Source organism: Deinococcus aquaedulcis, from assembly GCF_019693445.1.
Taxonomy (GTDB): Bacteria; Deinococcota; Deinococci; order Deinococcales; family Deinococcaceae; genus Deinococcus; species Deinococcus aquaedulcis.
On sequence record NZ_JAHRBL010000014.1, the window covers coordinates 24025 to 43264 of the forward strand.

General features: G+C 66.9%; 16 protein-coding genes and 1 tRNA gene. 3 read left to right on the forward strand and 14 right to left on the reverse strand.

The genetic code is table 11. The features are described from left to right. Nucleotides 1–110: 110 nt before the first annotated feature. From KMW22_RS14610 to pgm, 6 genes are all read right to left on the reverse strand, one after another. On the reverse strand, nt 111–2324 hold the full coding sequence (locus tag KMW22_RS14610; RefSeq protein WP_235692999.1) for a methyl-accepting chemotaxis protein: 2214 nt from the start codon (nt 2322–2324) through the stop codon (nt 111–113). A gap of 42 nt (nt 2325–2366) precedes the next feature. Beyond that, nucleotides 2367–2759 (reverse strand): chemotaxis protein CheW, encoded by a 393-nt coding sequence (locus KMW22_RS14615; RefSeq protein WP_221090789.1) that lies wholly within the window; start codon nt 2757–2759, stop codon nt 2367–2369. Continuing rightward, on the reverse strand, nt 2759–3121 hold the full coding sequence (locus KMW22_RS14620; protein ID WP_221090790.1) for a response regulator transcription factor: 363 nt from the start codon (nt 3119–3121) through the stop codon (nt 2759–2761). The genes KMW22_RS14615 and KMW22_RS14620 overlap by 1 nt, the downstream gene beginning before the upstream one ends. A 64-nt stretch (nt 3122–3185) precedes the next feature. Continuing rightward, a complete protein-coding gene (locus KMW22_RS14625; protein ID WP_221090791.1) occupies nt 3186–4013 on the reverse strand; it encodes an MHYT domain-containing protein in 828 nt (275 codons plus the stop codon). Between the two features lie 446 nt (nt 4014–4459). Continuing rightward, the gene (locus KMW22_RS14630; protein WP_221090792.1) at nt 4460–4876 is read right to left on the reverse strand and encodes a DUF3995 domain-containing protein; all 417 of its coding nucleotides are present in this window, start codon (nt 4874–4876) and stop codon (nt 4460–4462) included. Nucleotides 4877–5179: 303 nt separating this feature from the next. Next, nucleotides 5180–6811, reverse strand: a complete 1632-nt coding sequence (pgm, locus tag KMW22_RS14635) for a phosphoglucomutase (alpha-D-glucose-1,6-bisphosphate-dependent) (protein WP_221090793.1) — start codon at nt 6809–6811, stop codon at nt 5180–5182. 643 nt (nt 6812–7454) lie between these two features. On the opposite strand from pgm, the gene glpX reads away from it, so the two are divergent. Together glpX and wrbA are read left to right on the forward strand one after the other, a co-directional pair. Continuing rightward, nucleotides 7455–8468 (forward strand): class II fructose-bisphosphatase, encoded by a 1014-nt coding sequence (gene glpX / locus KMW22_RS14640; protein ID WP_221090794.1) that lies wholly within the window; start codon nt 7455–7457, stop codon nt 8466–8468. Between the two features lie 95 nt (nt 8469–8563). Then, on the forward strand, nt 8564–9172 hold the full coding sequence (gene wrbA, locus KMW22_RS14645; RefSeq protein ID WP_221090795.1) for an NAD(P)H:quinone oxidoreductase: 609 nt from the start codon (nt 8564–8566) through the stop codon (nt 9170–9172). Between the two features lie 82 nt (nt 9173–9254). Here wrbA and treS read toward each other — a convergent pair whose 3' ends face one another. Beyond that, nucleotides 9255–10907 (reverse strand): maltose alpha-D-glucosyltransferase, encoded by a 1653-nt coding sequence (gene treS / locus KMW22_RS14650; RefSeq protein ID WP_221090796.1) that lies wholly within the window; start codon nt 10905–10907, stop codon nt 9255–9257. A gap of 111 nt (nt 10908–11018) precedes the next feature. Continuing rightward, nucleotides 11019–11092 (reverse strand) — tRNA-Gln (locus KMW22_RS14655). Nucleotides 11093–11393: 301 nt separating this feature from the next. On the opposite strand from KMW22_RS14655, the gene KMW22_RS14660 reads away from it, so the two are divergent. Continuing rightward, nucleotides 11394–13091, forward strand: coding sequence for a 30S ribosomal protein S1 (locus KMW22_RS14660; protein WP_221090797.1), 1698 nt, complete (start codon nt 11394–11396; stop codon nt 13089–13091). A 535-nt stretch (nt 13092–13626) separates the two neighbouring features. Here the strand turns inward: KMW22_RS14660 and ppk1 are convergent. From ppk1 to KMW22_RS14690, 6 genes are all read right to left on the reverse strand, one after another. Further along, a complete protein-coding gene (gene ppk1 / locus KMW22_RS14665) occupies nt 13627–15663 on the reverse strand; it encodes a polyphosphate kinase 1 (RefSeq protein ID WP_407928451.1) in 2037 nt (678 codons plus the stop codon). Between the two features lie 200 nt (nt 15664–15863). Further along, the gene (locus tag KMW22_RS14670) at nt 15864–16094 is read right to left on the reverse strand and encodes a hypothetical protein (RefSeq protein WP_221090798.1); all 231 of its coding nucleotides are present in this window, start codon (nt 16092–16094) and stop codon (nt 15864–15866) included. 72 nt (nt 16095–16166) lie between these two features. Next, the gene (locus KMW22_RS14675) at nt 16167–16478 is read right to left on the reverse strand and encodes a Rieske 2Fe-2S domain-containing protein (RefSeq protein WP_221090799.1); all 312 of its coding nucleotides are present in this window, start codon (nt 16476–16478) and stop codon (nt 16167–16169) included. A 265-nt stretch (nt 16479–16743) separates the two neighbouring features. Then, nucleotides 16744–17220, reverse strand: coding sequence for a GNAT family N-acetyltransferase (locus KMW22_RS14680; protein WP_221090800.1), 477 nt, complete (start codon nt 17218–17220; stop codon nt 16744–16746). Between the two features lie 181 nt (nt 17221–17401). Then, nucleotides 17402–18238, reverse strand: a complete 837-nt coding sequence (locus tag KMW22_RS14685) for a VCBS repeat-containing protein (RefSeq protein WP_221090801.1) — start codon at nt 18236–18238, stop codon at nt 17402–17404. Nucleotides 18239–18325: 87 nt separating this feature from the next. Continuing rightward, on the reverse strand, nt 18326–19195 hold the full coding sequence (locus KMW22_RS14690) for a VOC family protein (protein ID WP_221090802.1): 870 nt from the start codon (nt 19193–19195) through the stop codon (nt 18326–18328). Nucleotides 19196–19240 lie beyond the last annotated feature (45 nt).

Below are 19240 nucleotides of genomic sequence, written 5' to 3' on the forward strand. Positions count from 1 at the left end.
AAGTGCTGGGGCGACAACTGGGGCGGTCGGGGAAGGCGGCTCAGAAGGACCGGGCTGGCGTGCGCTCTCCTGCCCGGGGCAGGGGGATGACACGCCAGCGCCGAAAAGGCTCAGTTCGTGGGGATCTTGAAGCGCGACAGGCCCTGCAGCAGGTTCTGCGCGAGGTGCTGCAGACGCTGGGCGGCGTCACGGCCGCGCTGCACGCTCTCGTGCGACTGCTCGGCCACCTGACCGATCTGCTCGACGGCCTCTTTCACCTGTTCCACGCTCTTCACCTGCTCGGTGGTGGCGGCGTTGATGCGCTCGGCAAACTGTGCGGACTCGGCGGCCAGCTTACCCAGCTGCTCGATGCGCTCCCCGGCGGCCGAGGCCACGCGGTAGCCCTGCTCCACCTCGCGCGTACCGTCTTCCACGCTGGCAACCACTTCGGTGATTTCCAGCTGCACCGTGCGAATCAGGCTGGCGATGCGAGCGGTGGCCTGCGCCGAGGAGTCGGCCAGCTTACGCACTTCATCGGCCACGATGGCGAAGCGGCTGCCTGCAGCGCCTGCACCGGCCGCCTCAATCGAGGCGTTCAGCGCCAGCAGGTTGGTCTGGCTGGAGAGGCGCGAAATGGTGTCGACGATTTCCTGAATTTCCAGCGAGCGGTCGCCCAGCGTCTTGATGCGCTTGGAGACGCCCTGCACCTCGCGGCGGATGTTCTGCATGCCGTCCAGGGTGCCCAGCACGGCCTCGCGGCCCTGCTGCGAGGCTTCCAGCGCCTGACGGGCGGACTCGGCGCTCTGCTGCGCGGCTTCGGCCATCTCGCGGAAGCCTTCGGTCACGGCGCGCACCTGATCGGCCACGCGGCGGGTTTCGCTGGTGGTGGTGTCGGCGCCCTGCACGATCTGGTCGGTGGTGCTCAGCATGTCGCGGCTGGCGGCGGTCACGGACTGCGAGGCTTTCTGCACTTCACCCAGCACGGCCCCCAGCTCATCGACCATCACGTTGATCGAGTCCACCACGTTGCCCAGCACGTCCTCGGACACCACGCCGCGCCGGGTCAGGTCGCCGCCGGCGATGTCCATGGTCACGTCCAGGAAGTTGCCGATGTTCGCCTGCAGCTTCAGCGCTTCTTCGCGCTCCATGGCGTTCTTGGCTTCGTTCTCGCGCAGCTGCGCGGTCGCGCCGTTGAAGGTGTGGGCCATGAAGCCCAGCTCGTCGCGGGTCTGCACCGGCACCAGCACGTTCAGGTCGCCCTGCGACACGGCGCGGCTGGCGCGAGTCAGCTCCGAGAGCGGCTTCACGATAGAGCGCGACAGGCGAATCAGCAGGGTAAAGGCCAGCACCAGCGCGCCGATAATGGCGGCCAGGGTCAGCAGACGGGCGCGCTCAATGCGGTCCTTGCGCTCCTCAATCACCCGGGTCAGTTCCTTCACGCCGCCGTTGAACGAGGCCGTGACCTGCAGCAGGGCGTCGCCGCGAATGGTGTTCACGTTCACGGCCTTCAGGCTGTTGGACTCCACGGCCGCGCCCAGGTCGGCCACCGCCGGGGTCACCGCGTCACTCAGCTTCTCGGCGGCCTCGCCCACCGGCTTCAGGGACGGGTTGTAGCGCACCGCGCGCTCAATGCTGGTGTTGTAGGCGGCCACGCTGTCCAGCAACTGCACGTTCAGGTCGCGCAGCACGTTCAGGTAAGCGGTGTCGTCGCCGGGCTCGCGGTTCCCCGCTTCAACCGTCAGGTAGGCGAGGTTCAGCAGCGTGGACATCTTGGGCAGGTTGCGCAGCGAGGCTTCCATCAGGAAGAACGAGTCGGCCTGGGGGTCCAGCATCAGGTTCGACTGGGTCAGCAAGTCCTCGCTCAGGTCGCGCTGGTAGGTGGAGAGCAGCTGGCCGTAGGTCTGCAGCACGGCGAGGTCCGGCTGGGTGCCAATGGAGTCGGGCAGAATCTTCCAGTCACGGCGCAGGGCCTGCACACGCTCGCGGTACTCGGGGGCCACCTGGGCTTCCAGCCGGTTAATGGCGTTGTCCACAGCGGCGCCGGCCTTTTCGGCGCCAGCGGCGTCACCGGACAGCGCGCGGTCCACAAAGGCGGCGAGGCCCCCGTTGATGTCGCGCAGCGGCGCGAACTGGGTGATCCCGGCCAGCTCCTGCTGGGCGAAGGTCACGTCTTTTTGCTGTTCGATCAGCAGCGCGCCCACGAGGCCGGTGATGGGCAGACCGAAGGCCAGCGCGGCCAGCGAGAGCTTTTGACCCACGCGCAGCTGACCCAGCCAGCCAACACGCTGGACATTGGTTTTGCGCACAGAGCGGGCGAGACGAGCAGTCTGATACGGAATTTGCATGAGGGGCCTCCGGAGGCGGGGCAAGGAGTCAGGGGCGAGCGGTCAGGATGCGAGGAAGGCGCGCACTTCGCGGGCCAGGGTGACGACGTTGAGCAGCGGGCCGCCGGGCATCTCGATCAGCAGGGCGGTGCTGGGGGGGGGGCTGGGCAGCGAGGTCACGCCGTAGACCTCATTGACCAGCAGGGCCACGCGGTCACCTTCCACGCTGGTCAGCACCATCAGGCGCGGCTCTTCCCGCTCGGCCTCCGGGGTGCCCAGCAGGGCGGACAGGTCCAGCAGGGGCACGGCTCGACCTTGCAAGGTGGTCAGGCCGCGCAGCAGCGGCTCGCCGTGGGGCAACGGGGACACAGGCCCCAGTTCGGCAATCGCCTGCTCCCCCGACAGCGGCAGGGCAAAGCGTTCGGCCTGCACCCGGACGAGCAGCGCGCCCATCATCAGCCGATCAGCCTCTGGACCACTGCGTGCAGCTGGTCGGGGGTGTAGGGCTTGACGAGATAGTCGTCGGCGCCCTGGCGCAGGCCCCACTTCACGTCGGTCTCGTTGCCCTTGCTGGACACAAAGACCACCTTCAGGTTCTCCATGCCGGGCTGCTTGCGCAGGCCGCGCACGACTTCGTACCCGTTGCGCCCGGGCATGACCACATCCACCATCAGCAGTTCGGGGCGCACCTGCTCGGCCACCGCTTCCACCTGGGCCGGGTCACCCAGCGCCGTGACGTGGTGCTGGCCGCTGGCCAGGGCGGTTTCCAGGAATTTGAGGTCGGCGGGAGAGTCATCAACAATCAGAATTCGTGCCATAGGGATTCAGTGGTCCTTTCGGGGAGAAAAAGCGGGGAGAAGGGCAACAGGGGGCGCGGGCCGCTCAGTCGGCAGCGGCGCCGGTGGCGGCCGTGTCGAAGTCCAGTTCGTCCAGGTCACCGCCGCGTCCGGCGTCCATGAAGATGCTGGTGACGGCCAGACCCAGAAGCAGGAACGACACCACGCTCACCACGAGGCCCAGCAGCGAGGTATCTGCGCCGGCTGCTGCCGAACCCAGGGCCAGTTCGTCGGCCACGCGGTACTTCAGGGCGGCCATGCCGGTGTAGTGCATGCTGATAATCGCCACGCCCATCACCACGGATGCCAGCGCCTGCAGGCCCACGGTCTTGAGGCGGCCCTGCTGCGTGCGCCACGCCCCCGAGAGACGGTGGAACAGGAACAGCGCGGCCGTGCTGGCGCCCACGGCGATCAGCAGCGAGCCGATCAGCGGCAGCCACACCACTTCGACCGTGGTGCCGGGCACACGGAAGCCGTACATGCCCAGGTAGTGCATGACCGCGATCCCCGTGCCGGCCACGGTGCCGGCCACAGCCAGACGTCGCAGGTTGAACGCACCGCTGTGCACAATCAGCAGGGCCGGGTACATGAACAGCACGGCGGCCAGCCCGGACAGGGCGGTCAGCCCGCTGTTAAAGCCCACGGCCGCCTTGACCTCAAAGGCCAGCATGCCCACGAAGTGCATGGCCCAGATGCCGTAGCCCAGCACCAGGGCCTGGGCCACCAGCCAGAAGCGGTTGGCAGCGTTGCGCAGGTTGCGCCCCGCGCGCCCGGCCAGTTCCAGCGAGATATACGAGGCCAGCGCCGCAATCAGAAACGAGAGCGCAATATACGAACTGTTCCACGTATGGTGGACCATGCCACTGTGTTCCATCTAGGTTCCTCCTGTTGGACGGTTCAGGCAAACCGTTAACGTGAAGGCACGATAGAACCAGGGTGCTCACATAAAACTTACTGACCCCAGGCACCTTTTCATGATGCTGAGGTCAGGAAAGACAGGCGCTGTCTAGGCCGAGAAATTCAGGCCCCGCCACTAGGTGCAGGGCAGGCCTTTGATGAGAACTTCACTGCTGAATGCCAGCCCTATCGGCACGAGGAGCTCTGTCAGACACAGCCGTGGGCCGGGGCGCAACGGACAGAAGAGGGTTGCCGACCAACTGGAACGAATCCAACCCTGGCAGTTGTAGAGCTGAAAAATCTGGCCTCAATCCTTTCCCCGGTTGACCCTGTCCAGCACGAAAGCTGAGAAGACCCTGGATAACGAGGGCCATGTGATGGACCTCCATACCAAGGCCATGCCAACTACGTTCCCAGCCTGATTTACCTCAGGCTCAGCAGTGCGCCAGTACCCAGCAACAGGCAAAGGGGCGAGTACAGCCACATGTTCCAGCGGTGGAACGGCTGCACCCGGAAGGCGGGCGACAGCGTGGCCATGAGGAACCCCGCTATCCCCCGGGCCAGCAGAACGGCGGCCACCAGCCCAGCGCCCAGGCGCACCAGCGCAGGCCCCTGGGGTGCCCACACCACCAGCAGCGCGCCGACAAACAGCAGCCCCGCCACCACCAGACAGGGCCCCAGCCCTGGCAGGCCGCCGGACATGCCGCCCACCACCGCTCGCGCCAGGGCTTCCGGCGTGCGGGCCGGCCAGGGTGAACCCATCCCCCAGGCCACATGCAGCAGCCCCACCCCGATCAAACCCATGGCTGCCAGCAGATGCCACCCCAGTTGAATATCCATACCCTACGGTATGGTATGGAAAAGAAGATAGGGAGTGACAGGTGACCCGGAAAGTGAGACGGGGCTCCTCGTGGGGTTTGGCCAAAGTGGGGGACTGACAGTTGTCTGTCAGAGACTGTGCCCAGGCCACGGCTGCTCAAATAACAGGGAATCGAGCATCGGAATGTCTTCTCGTGCCTGCTCTCCCCTACCTACAGCCAACGCACCTGATCCGTTCGGAAGGAAAGCAGCGGCCACTCTCCTGCCCAGTGCCGGCCGGGCCTGATCACCCACTGGTTCAAACAGGCTTGGCCAACCCTCTGTTCAGGTATGGCCCAGAGCGGCGGCCACAACTTCACGGGCCTCGTTCATCACCTGGGCCAGATGCTCCGGGCCCCGGAAGCTTTCGGCATAGATCTTGTACACGTCTTCCGTGCCGCTGGGGCGGGCGGCAAACCACGCGTGGTCGGTGGTGACCTTCAGGCCGCCAATCGCGGCGTTGTTGCCCGGCGCGCGGGTGAGGCGCGCGGTGATGGGATCACCACCCAGCGTGGTGGCCGTCACCTGCTCGGGACTGAGGTTGCTGAGCACCTTTTTCTGCTCGGGGGTGGCGGGGGCGTCCTGGCGGTCATAGGCGGTTTCGCCGTAGCGGGCGGTCAGCGCCGCGAAGTGCTCAGCGGGGCTCTGGCCGGTGATGGCAGTCATTTCGGCGGCCAGCAGGCCCGCGATAATGCCGTCCTTGTCGGTGCTCCAGGCCCGGCCGTCCCGGCGCAGGAAGCTGGCCCCGGCCGATTCCTCACCGCCAAAACCCAGCGAGCCGTCCAGCAGCCCCCGCACGAAGTATTTGAAGCCCACCGGCACCTCCACCACGCGCCGGCCCAGCCCCGCGCCCACCCGGTCAATCAGGGCGCTGCTCACCAGGGTTTTGCCAATGGCGGCGTCCGGGCGCCAGCCGGGGCGGTGGGTGAACAGGTAGTCAATCATCACCGCGAGGTAATGGTTGGGGTTCATCAGCCCATCCGGGGTCACGATGCCGTGGCGGTCGGCGTCGGGATCGTTGCCCACGGCTACGTCAAAATCGCCTTTCAGGGCCAGCAGCCCGGCCATGGCGTAGGGGCTCGAGCAGTCCATGCGAATCTTGCCGTCGCGGTCCACACTCATGAAGGCAAAGCGCGGGTCCACGTCGTGGTTCACCACCGTCAGATTCAGGCGGTGTTCTTCGGCAATCAGCTCCCAGACGGGCAGGCTGGCGCCGCCCAGCGGGTCCACGCCGATACGCACGCCACTTTCGCGGATAGCGTCCAGGTCAATCACGGCGGGCAATTGCCGCACGTAGGGCCGCAGGAAATCAAAGGGGTCCAGCGCGTTCATGGCGTCTTCCAGCGAGACGCGGTGCACGTCGCGCAGTTCGCGTTCCAGAATGGCGTTCGCGCGGGCCTGAATGGCGCCCGTCACATCGGTGTCGGCGGGGCCGCCGCTGGGCGGGTTGTACTTGAAACCGCCGTCCTGCGGGGGGTTGTGGCTGGGCGTGATCACGATGCCGTCGGCCTGTTCGGCCCCGGCGCGGTTGTGTTCCAGAATCGCGTGGCTGATCAGGGGCGTGGCAGTCAGAGCACCGGCCTGGGCACGCACCCGCACGCCGTTGGCGGCCAGCACCTGCAGGGCGCTCATCCAGGCGGGTTCAGACAGGGCGTGGCTGTCCAGGCCCATGTACAGCGGCCCCGTGATGCCAGCGGCGGCGCGGTGCTCGGCCACGGCCTGGGCAATGGCCAGAATGTGGGCCTCGTTGAAGGTGCCGCCCAGGCTGCTGCCCCGGTGCCCGCTGGTGCCAAAGGCCACGCGCTGCAGGGGATCGGCGGGGTCGGGGCGGGTTTCGTAGTAATGGGCCACTAAGCGGGGAATGTTCGTCAGCAGGCGCTGTGGGGCGCGTTTTCCGGCCAGGTTGCTGATCGTCATGGGGCCCAGTCTACGCAGGGCGGCCCGGGCAGGCGGCGCTGGGGTAAGACAGCGTGAAGGCGCTTGCACTGCGCGCGGCGAGGCACTGGTAACCTGCGGGGTGCCATGAAGGAATTTCTGAACGACTGGTGGCGCCTGTTCAAGCTGATCGCCGGGTCGCTGGCGATTCCGGTGATTTTGTGGGGGATTTTGGTTTGGGCGGGGGTGTTGCGGTAGAGGGGATGTTGTCTGGGTTTGCCCCACCCCCCAGCCCCCTACCCCAAAGGGGCAGGGGGAGTTTTTCCGCTGCGCTCGGCAAACGTTGACTGACGATTTGGGGTGGCCCGGCTTCGCCCCGCGATGTACGCCGTGGCCCGCCTCCGCCCATCGCCTTACGCCCGCGCCCTTCGGGCACGACGGCTTCGTCTGGACCTGGGCGGTATGGGGACAAGAAGGCTGGGTGCGGCCCAGAAGGTTCTACTTTTTAAAAGACAGGGGCCAAGGAGGGTGGGTGTACCGACCCTCTTCCGTCAGGAGTGAGAGGTCAATTGCAGCCCAAGTCCCGTCCACCTCTCAGAGACAGCCACCACAAAACCGCGTCCTCCTCTCTGCCTTGGAATCGCTCCCAGAGGGGATTTTTTTTGCCCCGTGTTAGCTTCGGGGCATGACGGTCAAGCGGAAGGGCGGCCCAGAAGCACGCGTGGATTCCAATCATTTTGAACATGCCTTGGTGCTGGAAACGGCCCGGGTGACCGAGGGGGCCGCACTGGCGGCCAGCCGTCAGATGGGCATGGGGGACAAGAACGCGGTGGACGGCGCGGGCACCGAGGCCATGCGCGAGCTGCTGAATTCGCTGGACATCCGGGGCACCGTGGTCATCGGGGAAGGCGAAATGGACGAGGCCCCCATGCTGTACATCGGGGAAAAGGTGGGCGCCGGACAGTACGAGGTGGACATCGCCGTGGACCCGGTGGAAGGCACCTCGGTCACGGCCAAGGGGCTGCCCAACGGGCTGGCGGTGATTGCCCTGTCCGAGCGCGGCGGCCTGATGCACGCGCCGGACTGCTACATGGACAAGCTGGTGGTGCCGCCCCCCGCCGCCGGCAAGGTGAATCTGGACTGGCCCGTGGAGGCCAACCTGAACGTGCTGGCCCAGAGCCTGGAGCGTGACGTGGATGATCTGATGATCACCATTCTGGACCGCGAGCGCCATGCGGACCTGATTCGCCGGGTGCGCGCGGCGGGCGCCCGCGTGAAACTGATTGGCGACGGCGACGTGGTCGCCAGCTTGCAGGTGGGCGTGCGCGGCACCGGCGTCCACGCCCTGATGGGCTCAGGGGGCGCGCCCGAAGGCGTGCTGTCGGCGGCGGCCATGAAGTGCCTGGGCGCCGAGATTCAGGGCCGCTTTATTGCCGAAGACGACGCCATGCGTGAACGTTTCAAGGCGATGGGCGTAGACGAGCGGCGCGTGTACAAGACCAACGACCTTGCCCCGGGCAAGCAGATGGTCTTCAGCGCCACAGGCATTACCTACGGCGAACTGCTGAGCGGCGTGCGGCGCTTCGGCGGCGGCGCGCGCACCCACACGCTGGTGATGGGCTACGCCACGCGCGTGGTGCGCTTTATCGATACCGTGCACTTGGAAGACGACGGCGCCCGCGTGATCGTGCGTGTCTGACAGCAAAGGGAAACCGACGAAGGAGCGCTTCACCGCGCTCTTTCGTTTTTCTTTATTCCTTTAACATTAAATCTCTGAGCTGCTTACACTCGGGTATGACCTCTCCCACCCCGGTGAAACTGGCGATTGTCTACTACTCTACCTACGGCACCAACCACGCCATGGCACAGGTGGCCGCCGAAGCGGCCCGGGCCGCTGGGGCAGAGGTCCGGCTACTGAAGGTGGCCGAGACCGCTCCGCAGGCCGTTATTGACACGCAGGACGCCTGGAAAGCGCAGCAGGAGCGCATGGCCGACGTGCCCACCGCCTCTCCCGCCGATCTGGAATGGGCCGACGCCTTTCTGTTCAGCAGCCCCACCCGCTTTGGCGGCGCGGCCAGCCAGATTCGCGCCTACATTGACACCCTGGGCGGCCTGTGGGGCAGCGGCGTGCTCGCCAACAAGACCTTCAGCGCCATGACCAGCGCCCAGAACCCCAACGGCGGCCAGGAAACCACCCTGCAGACCCTGTACGTGATGGCCATGCACTGGGGCTGCATTCTGGTGCCTCCCGGCTACACCGACCCCGTGATTTTCGCTTCGGGCGGCAACCCCTACGGCGCCAGCGTGACCGCTGGTGGGCAGCCCCTGAGCGAGCAGGACCGCGCCAGTATTGCTCACCAAGCCCGCCGACAGGTGGAAATCACCCAGAAGCTCAAAGGGTAAACCTCCAGGCAAAAAAGGGGCCCGCACATTGACCGTGCGGGCCCCCCTCTTTCACCTATCACCCATCCACCCTCAACGCCCTTCAGTTCAGGCGCAGCCAGTAGTGATCGTATTTGCCCAGAATCATCGGGTAGGGCCCTTCGGTCACGGCAGGGAAGTGGCTGCCGCCCGCCAGCGTCACCGGGGTGCGGCCCAGGTACGCGCCCAGGTCCAGGCGCACAGCCTGCGCGCTGGCGGCAAAGTTGCTCACGATCAGCAGCGTTTCGTCCGGGGTGGTGCGGGTAAAGGCCAGAATGGCGGGGTTATCGGTGTCAATGAACTGCAGCTCGCCGTGGGCGAACGCGGGGTGGGCGCGGCGCAGTTCCAGCTGCCGGGCAGTCCATTTCAGCAGGCTGCTGGGGTCGCGCTCCTGGCTCTGCACGTTCACGCGCCCAAAGCCGTACACCGGGTCGCTGATGGGCGGAAAGAAGCAGTCCGACGGCCACGCGCTGGAAAAACCGCCGCTCATCCCTGCGTTCCACTGCATGGGCGTGCGCACACCGTTGCGGTCAGCAAGGCTCAGGTCGTCGCCCATGCCGATCTCGTCGCCGTAGTACAGGATGGGGCTGCCCGGCAGGGCCAGCAGCACGGTGGTCAGCAGTTCAATGCGGCGGCGGTCATTGTCCAGCAGCGGGGCCAGCCGGCGACGAATGCCCACGTTGATCTTCATGCGGGTGTCCGGCGCGTAGGCGGCGTACATAAAGGCGCGTTCCTCGTCGGTCACCATTTCCAGCGTCAGCTCGTCGTGGTTGCGCAGGAAGGTGGCCCACTGCCCGAATTTGGGAATCTGCGGCAGGCGGCCCATGATCTCGCGGATTGAGGTGGTGTCCTCTTTCTTCAGACTCATGTACAGCCGGGGCATCACCGGGAAGTTGAAGCACATGTGGAATTCGGGGTCCTCGTCGGTTCCAAAGTATTCCACCACCTCTTCAGGCCACTGGTTGGCTTCAGCCAGCAGCAGGCGCCCCGGGTACTCCTCGTCCACCATGCGGCGCATCCTTTTCAGGATGGCGTGGGTTTCGGGCAGGTTCTCGCAGTTGGTACCCTCGCGTTCAATCAGGTACGGCACGGCGTCCACCCGGAAGCCATCCACCCCCAGGTCCAGCCAGAAGCGCGCGGCCGACAGCAGTTCTTCGACCACCCGGGGGTTATCAAAGTTCAGGTCCGGCTGGCTGGAAAAGAAGCGGTGCCAGTAGTAGCGCCCGCACTGGTCGTCGCGCGTCCAGTTGCTGGTCTCGGTGTCGGTAAAGATGATGCGCGCGCCGGCATATTCGGTGCCGGTATCGCTCCAGACGTAGTAGTCGTGGTACTCGTTGGGGCTGCCGTCGGGCAAGGTGGGGCCGCGCCGCGCCGCCTGGAACCAGGGGTGATCGCTGGACGTGTGGTTGGTCACGAGGTCGCCAATCACCCGTAGGCCCCGGGCGTGGGCCTCGCGCAGAAAGACCTTGAAGTCCTCCAGGGTGCCCAGGTCCGGGTGAATGCCTATGTAGTCGGCCACGTCGTAGCCGTCGTCGCGTAGGGGGCTGGGGTAAAAGGGGAGCAGCCACAGGCAGTCCACACCCAGGTTTTTCAGGTAGTCCAGCCGCCCGGTCAGGCCCGGAAAATCGCCCTTGCCGTCGCCGTTGCCGTCCGCAAAGGTGCGGACTGACAGCTCGTAGAACACGGCGCTCTTGTACCACTCGTGCGCAGGAGTCATGCGCGAAGTCTAAGCGACACGGGCCTGGAAGCGTTTCCCCCAAATGAGGCTGCTCCAAAGGCGCGGCCCACCACCCATGAAAAAAAACCCCGCTTCTCAGCGGAGTTTCTCTGGCTGGGGCACAAGGACTCGAACCTTGATTAACGGTGCCAGAAACCGACGTCCTGCCATTAGACGATGCCCCACCACATGTTCTGGCGCGCCACTTTCTGGCAAAGCAGCGTCAGGGAGTATAGATGGACCTGCGCGCAGCCGTCAAGGGTAGGGGGCATGGCTTGCGCATGTCCGGCAGGGCCGACCCCAGGGCCCAAGAGGGGCTGAAGCGCGTTTAGACCGCAGTTGCCGCGCCTCCCTGAACTCTGATACACTGAGGTGTTGCCGCGCCCGTTGCATGCTGCTGACCAGCTGGTCAGGTATGAACGAAGAGCAGGTATCAGGTCGGTTTCACGGGCCGGAGTGCCGGTGAACCCAGGAGGACAGGAGTTCATGGAAGACAACACCCAGACCCCCGCCCAGCAAGGCGGGACTCAGCCCACGACGGGCACCACCCAGCCCAGCGCGCCCGCCCCCGCCGAGGAGCGCGAGTACCCCGCGATGACCATGGAGGACATCCTGGCCAGTGAGGCCCAGGAGCCCCAGAGCGTCACGCGCGGTGACATCGTGGACGGCACCATCGTGTTCATCGGCCAGGAAGGCATTGCCGTGGACATTGGCGCCAAGGTGGAAGGCATCATCCCTCTGAACCAGCTGGGCGACGAGCCCGTGACGCTGGAACAGGCCCAGGAGATGTACAAGTCCGGCGACCAGATTGAAGCCTACGTGGTCCGTGTGGACCTGCCCAACAGCCAGATCGTGCTGAGCAAGAAGCGCGCCGATCAGGACAAGGGCTGGCGCGTTCTGGAAAAGATGCAGGAGCAGGGCGAAGCCTTCGAAGTCGAGGTGCTGGAAAAGGTGCGCGGCGGCCTCGTCGCGCAGGTCGAGGGCATCCGTGCGTTCCTGCCCGCCTCGCAGGTGGATACCCGCCGCGTCAACGACCTGGACCCCTACGTGGGCAAGCCCCTGATGGTCAAGCTCATTGAGCTCAACCGCAAGCGCAACCGCGTGATCATCAGCCACCGCGCCATTCTGGAAGCCCAGAAGGCCAAGGCCCGCGAAGAAACCGTGGGCCAACTGGAAGCCGGCGCCCAGTTTGAAGGCGAAGTGGTGGAAATCACCGACTTCGGCGTGTTCGTGAACCTGGGCGGCATTGACGGCCTGGTGCACCGCAGCGAACTGACCTACGGCCGCTTCAACCACCCCCGCGACGTAGTCAAGGTGGGCGACAAGGTGCAGGTGCAGGTCATGGACGTGGACGGCGGGCGCGAGCGCATCAACCTGTCCATGAAGGCCCTGACCCAGGACCCCTGGGAAGGTGCCACCGAGCGCTACCACATCGGCCAGCGCGTGAAGGGCAAGGTCACCAACCTGACCAACTTCGGCGCCTTTGTGGAGCTGGAGTCGGGCCTGGAAGGTCTGGTGCACGTCAGCGAGATGAGCTGGACCAAGCGCGTGCGTCACCCCAATGAAGTGATGAAGGAAGGCGACGAGGTCGAAGCCGTCATCCTGCGCATTGACCCCAAGGACCGCCGCATTTCCCTGGGTATTCGTCAGACCACAGACGATCCCTGGAGCGCGCTGCCTGACCGTTACCCCCCCGGCACCCCCGTGAAGGGCAAGATCACCGGCATGACCGACTTCGGCGTGTTCATGGAGATCGAAGAGGGCATCGAGGGTCTGATCCACATCAGCGAGCTGGACACCCAGCGCGTGAACAACCCCGCCGACCTGTTCAAGAAGGGTGACGAGATCGAAGCCGTCATTCTGAACATTGACCCCGTGGAGCAGCGCGCCAGCCTGTCGCGTCGCCGCTTCCTGGGTGGCGGCAGCGTGCCCACCCAGCGCGACTACGTGTCGCAGGGTGGCGGCGCCCGCAGCGACCGCTACAGCAGCGGTGGCGGCCAGGGTGGCCAGCGCGGCGGTGGCCGTGGTCGCCGTGAGGGCGGCGCCGACTACAACTACAACGCCAAGGACGCCCAGCAGGGCGGCAAGATCAGCACCAAGCTGGGCGACGTCTACGCTGACCTGTTCGCGCAGTTCGGCCTGGGCGGCGACAAGAAGACCGAAGGCGACGACAACCAGGGCTAACGCCTGAAGGACGTTGCTGGGCACCCCGGACCGAAATGGTCCGGGGTGTTCTTGTTGTGGGCGCGGGAAGCGGGAGGCGGTACGCGGGAAAAGAGGAGCTGCGGGGTCTCTCTGACTGGTCTCCCCTGTCAGGGCCGTTGGTCGGGGGTGGACTGCGATCAGGGATGGAAGGAGTGAAGCGGGCTCAGCGTGGGCCGGGTGCTGGAACCTGTTGCCCCCTCACCTTGTTTGCTCCGAGCTGTCGTGAACGGGACATCGGGGCAAAGCTGCTTTTTCCGTCGCAGTCGAAGGCGAGCGAAGCTCGCCACCCCCCTCCCAACCTCTGCTGCGCAGCTCTGCGAGTCCCCCGCAAGGTGGGAGGAGTCAGTGCCTTGCGTTCGAGTCGCACGTTGTGTCTTGCAGATCAAGCGTTCGAGCGGCAGGAAATCCCTGCGGTCATGCAGTGACGTGGTGCTGACCACCTTTTGCCCAACCCACCTTCAACCTCTCCCCTCCTGCCTTTCCCGCTACCCGCGCACTGCCTCCCGCTCCCTCCTTACCCCGGATGCCGCGCCGCTGCAAACGTCGCCTGCGCACTGAAATCGCCGGGGATCTTCTCGTACTCGCCCTGGGCATTTAATTCCCACGAGCCGCGCGTGTCGGCCCATTCGGTGTCGAGAATGCTCAGGAAGGTCTCGCGGTGGCCGTCGTCCAGCACCGGGGCAATCACTTCCACGCGGCGGTCCAGGTTGCGACTCATCCAGTCGGCGCTGCCGAAGTACACTTCCGGGCTCCCGCCGTTGCCAAAGGCAAACACGCGGGCGTGTTCCAGGTAGCGCCCCAGCAGGCTGCGCACGCGCACGCTCTGGGACAGGCCCTCCACGCCAGGGCGCAGGCAGCACACGCCGCGAATGATCAGCTCCACGCGCACGCCCGCCGCCGCCGCGCGGTACAGGGCCTCAATCATGCCGGGGTCGGTGAGTTGGTTGAGTTTCACCCGCACCCAGGCGTCCAGGCCGTCGCGAGCGTGGGCAGCTTCGCGCTCCAACAGGGCTTCAAAGCCGGTGCGGGCGGTATCGGGGGCCACCAAAAGGTGGGTGTATTCAGCCTCGGCGTAGCCAGTGAGGTGGTTAAACAGTTCGGCCACATCCGCGCCCAGGTCGGGGTCGTCGGACAGCAGGCTCAGGTCGGTGTACAGCCGGGCGGTCTTGGCGTTGTAGTTGCCGGTGCCAATGTGCACGTAGCGCCGCAGGCCGCCCTCTTCCCGGCGCACGATCAGGGTGACCTTGGCGTGGGTCTTCAGGCCGGCCACGCCGTACACCACATGGGCCCCGGCGCGTTCCAGCTTGCGGGCCCAGGAGATGTTGCGCTGCTCGTCAAAGCGGGCCTTGAGTTCAATCAGGGCCACCACCTGCTTGCCGTTCTCGGCGGCGGCGCGCAGGGCGCTGAGCAGGCGGGGATCGTCGCCCGTGCGGTACAGGGTCTGCTTGATCGCCAGCACCTGGGGATCGCGGCTGGCCTCTTCCAGAAAATCCAGAATGTTGGCAAAGCCGTCGTAGGGGTGGTGCAGCAGCACGTCGCGCGTGCTGATGGTGTCGAAGATGCCGTCTTCCTCGTCGCCGTCCAGATCCGGCACGGCGGGCACATACGGCTCGAAGGTCAGGTCGGGGCGCTTGACGGGCAGGCCCATCAGGTCGGCGGTGCCCAGCGGGCCTTCCAGGGTGAAGATGTCCTCGGGGGCCAGGCGCAGGCGCTCTTGCAGGAAGGTGATTAGGGCGGGCGGGGTGTCACGCACCACTTCCAACCGCACCGCCGAACCAAAGCGGCGGCGGCGCAGGCCGTCTTCAATGGTGGCCAGCAGGTCCTCGGCTTCCTCTTCCTCGAACTCGTAGTCGGTGTTGCGGGTCACGCGGAAGGCGTGGGCGGCCAGCACCCGGCGGCCCTTGAACAGCTCGCCAATGTGCGCGGCGATCACGTCTTCGAGCAGCAGCACCGTGTCGGCAATGCACACGGCGCGCGGCAGCACGCCCACCGGCACCTTCACGCGGGCGAATTCCGGTTCTTCGTCCTCACCGGAGTCCAGCAGCACCGCGAGGTTCAGGCTGAGGTTGCTGAGGTACGGAAAAGGGTGGCTGGGGTCCACCACCAGCGGGGTTAGCACCGGCTGAATTTCCGCGAGGTAATGCTCGCGCAACTGCGCGCGCGCCCGGCGCCCCAGTTCGGACACCCGTGCCAACTTCACGCCCTGGCGGCCCAGGTCGCGCAGAATGCGCCGGGTCACGGCCTCGATCTCGCGCAGCATCGCCTGGGTGCGGTCGCGCACCAGGGTCAGCGTGTCCTGCGGGGGCAGGCCGTCGGGGCCCGGGGTGTGCACGCCCGCCGCAATCTGCCGGTGAATACCCGCCACGCGCACCATGAAAAACTCGTCGAGGTTGCTGCCGCAGATGGCCGCGTATTTCAGGCGTTCCAGCAGGGGGTTGCGCTCATCTCTGGCTTCGGCCAGCACCCGCTCGTTAAAGGCCAGCCACGACAGTTCCCGGTTCAGAAAGTGGCTGTCCGGGTTGGCCACCGTGCTGTGGGTGCGGCTGGCCACAGGCCCGGCGCCTTCCTCGGCGGCGCGCCGGCGGCGGACGGAGGGGGTGGGGGACGCGGAACGCGGGGTGTTCTTGGGGGGCACAGTGACAGACTCCTTGGGCAGTAGACACGCAGATGATCAGGGCAATGTCACCGTATTACAGCACGGGCCCCCAAACCGTCAGCGCCGCGTCTGGCCGCTGGGGGCCGGTCCCTGCCCTAGCGGCGGGGCCGCCGACGGGCGCGGCGGCGCAGCGCGGGCAGTGGGTCCACGCCTGGGGGCAGCAGCGCGGCCAGGGTGACGCGCCGGGGCGACAGGGGCGCCGGCACCGGCTGCGGCGCCCGCGAGTCGCGCAGGTTGGGCACCAGCGGCTCCGGCGCGGCGGCCGGTGCCGGGTCAGGGCCGGCGGGCTTGCGCTTGCGTTTTCGGGCCTGCGGACCTTCCTGCATGAAACCCCCTGCGGCCGGGCGGGCGCGCTGCGTGTGGCGGGGCCGGGGAACGGACCCCTTCACTGTACGCCCCTACAGCGTGCAGACGTACAGCTGCCCGTCCTCAACCTCAGTGCGGTACAGGCGCACGGGCTTGACCGCAGGCAGCGCCCGGGGCTTGCCAGTAGCCAGCTCGAACTTGGCGCCGTGCTTCTCGCAGGTGATGCGCCCGGCGCTCACGTCGCCGCCCAGCAGCGGGTAATCCTTGTGCGTGCAGTTGTTCCGCAGGGCGTAGAACTGCCCTTCAAACTGCACCACGACCACGCTCACGCCCTCCACGCTGACTTCGGTCTGCCCGCCTTCGGGCAGCGCTTCAACCGGTCCCACCCGCACACGCTCGCTCATGGTGGCCGAGTCTAGAGCATGGGGCGCTACGGGCCGCTTTCCGGGGTTTGAGCACGGGGACTCTTTCCCAGTGGCGGCGCGAGAAGGCCGGCGCGGGCTGCCGTCTGACCGAATCCACCAGCACAGCTAAGGTCCTCAGAGCCGCTGTGCTGGGCCACAGGTCCGTGAGCCCGTTCTTTCCACTTAGCGAGAAGCCAGGCACCCGAGATTCCGCTGTCCGCGTGGCCAGAGCAGAGGGCGCCTCTTCAGACCAGGGCCCCGACCCTCACCTGCCCAACATGCGGTGGTCGCAGATCTGATACCCGTGACGCTGGTACAGCCGAACCGCCGCCACGTTCTGGGCCGTCACGAACACCTCTTTCCCCCGCACCCCCTGGGCCGCCATCCATTCGTTGGCCCCCGTCATCAGTGCTGCCGCGACCCCCTGTCCGCGCGCGCCGGGTTCAACATAAATCCAGGACAACACGCCAACCTCAAAACCCATGTAACGGTCCTGCCGCGTCTCGGCCAACACGATGCCTTGCGGCTTGGCCTCACCGATCACCCGCACCCACTGCCGGGGGGAACCGGCCTCCATCAGTTCCTGCCAGTTTCGTTGCACCAGTTCGGACAGGTCGCTCTCTGGCGGCGCACCGTACACCTGCTGCCACCACGCCAGATGCTCGGCAAGGTACGTGTGGAGCCACGATTGAATGGTCGGGGCATCTTCCCCTCGCAGTTCTCGCAGTGACGGAACAGGCATGACCGCAGGATAGGCGCCTGGGCTCTGGTTCATTCACCTGCACCGCGAACGCTGCAGCCCCCGAGACCCTTTGCTGACGCGCTCCAGATGTAGGGAGACCAGTATCCAAGCTGTGGGCCACGATCCACCAGCCTCGCTTGCCTGCCCATCACGTTCGGGTTGAGAGCGCTTTCCCGTCACATCAAACGCCGCAGCCGCTTTCCAGGGGGGTCTGGCGCACCCCAGCTGGGGACCATTCCAGCACGCTCACAGCGGCGCCCTCGTAGTAGGCGCCGTACACCGCCAGCTCCATGCGGCCGTCGCCGTTCAGGTCCGCCACCCCGGCCAGACGGTACAGGGTGGCCATGGGCATCGGGGCGTCGCTGCCGGGGTCCCAGGGGGTGAGGGGGGCCACATGTTCGCCCAGCACAGTGGTCACGGCCCGGCCGTTCACCACATGCCTCAGCAGCAGCACGCTGTAATCGCCCCGCTGGCCTACGGGCGGCGGAAAATCACCACTGCGCCCAGCAAAGCGGCTGGCCTCGATCAGGACCTCCTGCGTGCCGTTGCCATCCAGGTCTGTGCGCACCAGCCGGGTCAGGTGTACGGTGGGCGCGGTCAGGCCCCGGCGGACCAGTTCGGCCCGCACCAGCGCCGCGTAGGTGGCGTTGGCGGTGGGCAGCAGCGTGACCGGGCGCGGCTGGGGCCGGATGGCCGCCCCCACGAACAGGGCGCCGCCCGGCAGCGCAGGGGTCGGTGAGACGGGCACCGTCAGCGTCTGCTCGCAGGGCACGTCCAGGGGCCGCACGCCGCTGCCGCGCACGGGCTGCGGCGCGGCCCCCAGGCCCAGGCGGGTGTAGCTGGCCCCGGACCGCACCTGGGGCCGGGCCTGAGCGGCGTTCAGCCAGCGGCCCCCTGCCCAGGCCCCCAGCAGATAGGGGGTGCGCTCGCCGGGGAGGGTGGCCAGCACCGGCGAGACGGAAGGAACCGGGGCGGCGGCGGCCAGGCCGCACAGCAGCAGAGGCAGCAGGGGGCGCATGCCTCCGAGCTTACATGGGGCGCCGCTGCCCTCCAATGCAAAGCGGGCCCGGGGGTGACCCCGGAGCCCGCCAGCGCGGTGTAGCGCTTACGCCAGCACCCGGGCTTCCTGCAGGGTCAGCCCGTTGCCCCAGGGGTCCTGCAGGGTCAGCGTGCCGCCTTCCTGCGCTTCCACCTGTGCCCCAGGCAGCGCCTCCAGGCGGGCACGCAGCGCGGCGAGGTCTGGCACCAGCACCGTCACCTGGGCCAGCCCGGCGGCGGGGGTCAGGGGGCGACGCTGGCCCGCTGTGTGCCATTCGTTCAGGCCGAAATGGTGGTGGTAGCCGCCCCACGAGAGAAAGGCGGCGCCCGGCAACTGGGCCACCACGTCCAGCCCCAGGGCCTGCGCGTACCAGCGGGCGGCTTCCCCGGCTCGGCCCACCTTGAGGTGGACGTGGCCCACCACGGTGCCGGCCGGCGCGGCGTCAAAGGTGACGCTGCCCAGGGTGCGGGCGTCCAGCCCAGCGGCGCCCAGCACGGCCGCCGTGTCCACCGCGCGGGTGTCCATCTGCACCTGCCCGTTCACCCATGACCACCCATCACGCGGGCGGTCGGCGTAGACCTCAATGCCGTTGCCTTCGGGGTCGTTCAGGTAAAAGGCTTCGCTGACCAGATGGTCCCCGCTGCCTAAGGGCACCCCCAGCTGCGCCGCGTGCGCCAGCCACCGCCCCAGCGCGGCGCGGTCGGGCAACAGGAAGGCGGTGTGGTACAGGCCCGGCCGGTTCACCGGAGCGGGGGGCAGGTCTGGGGCAGCCTCCAGCACCAGCAGCGGCTGACCCTGCGCCGAGAGGGCCGTACGCGTGGGAGACAGCGGGCTGGGTTGCAGGCCCAGCAGCCGGGCATAGAACTGGGCCGTACCCGGCAGGTCGCGCACCCGCAGGTGAACCGGGCCAAGGGAAGGGAAGGCAGCGGCGATCATACCCTCAGTCTGAACCCTTTGATTTAAATAATCAAGCAGTTTAGA

What these genes read in the sequence shown, in the direction of transcription:
- KMW22_RS14610 (WP_235692999.1), bottom strand. Translation starts at nt 2,324, where the DNA reads ATGCAAATTCCGTATCAGACTGCTCGTCTCGCCCGCTCTGTGCGCAAA.
- KMW22_RS14615 (WP_221090789.1), bottom strand. Translation starts at nt 2,759, where the DNA reads ATGATGGGCGCGCTGCTCGTCCGGGTGCAGGCCGAACGCTTTGCCCTG.
- KMW22_RS14620 (WP_221090790.1), bottom strand. Translation starts at nt 3,121, where the DNA reads ATGGCACGAATTCTGATTGTTGATGACTCTCCCGCCGACCTCAAATTC.
- KMW22_RS14625 (WP_221090791.1), bottom strand. Translation starts at nt 4,013, where the DNA reads ATGGAACACAGTGGCATGGTCCACCATACGTGGAACAGTTCGTATATT.
- KMW22_RS14630 (WP_221090792.1), bottom strand. Translation starts at nt 4,876, where the DNA reads ATGGATATTCAACTGGGGTGGCATCTGCTGGCAGCCATGGGTTTGATC.
- pgm (WP_221090793.1), bottom strand. Translation starts at nt 6,811, where the DNA reads ATGACGATCAGCAACCTGGCCGGAAAACGCGCCCCACAGCGCCTGCTG.
- glpX (WP_221090794.1), top strand. Translation starts at nt 7,455, where the DNA reads ATGACGGTCAAGCGGAAGGGCGGCCCAGAAGCACGCGTGGATTCCAAT.
- wrbA (WP_221090795.1), top strand. Translation starts at nt 8,564, where the DNA reads ATGACCTCTCCCACCCCGGTGAAACTGGCGATTGTCTACTACTCTACC.
- treS (WP_221090796.1), bottom strand. Translation starts at nt 10,907, where the DNA reads ATGACTCCTGCGCACGAGTGGTACAAGAGCGCCGTGTTCTACGAGCTG.
- KMW22_RS14660 (WP_221090797.1), top strand. Translation starts at nt 11,394, where the DNA reads ATGGAAGACAACACCCAGACCCCCGCCCAGCAAGGCGGGACTCAGCCC.
- KMW22_RS14670 (WP_221090798.1), bottom strand. Translation starts at nt 16,094, where the DNA reads ATGCAGGAAGGTCCGCAGGCCCGAAAACGCAAGCGCAAGCCCGCCGGC.
- KMW22_RS14675 (WP_221090799.1), bottom strand. Translation starts at nt 16,478, where the DNA reads ATGAGCGAGCGTGTGCGGGTGGGACCGGTTGAAGCGCTGCCCGAAGGC.
- KMW22_RS14680 (WP_221090800.1), bottom strand. Translation starts at nt 17,220, where the DNA reads ATGCCTGTTCCGTCACTGCGAGAACTGCGAGGGGAAGATGCCCCGACC.
- KMW22_RS14685 (WP_221090801.1), bottom strand. Translation starts at nt 18,238, where the DNA reads ATGCGCCCCCTGCTGCCTCTGCTGCTGTGCGGCCTGGCCGCCGCCGCC.
- KMW22_RS14690 (WP_221090802.1), bottom strand. Translation starts at nt 19,195, where the DNA reads ATGATCGCCGCTGCCTTCCCTTCCCTTGGCCCGGTTCACCTGCGGGTG.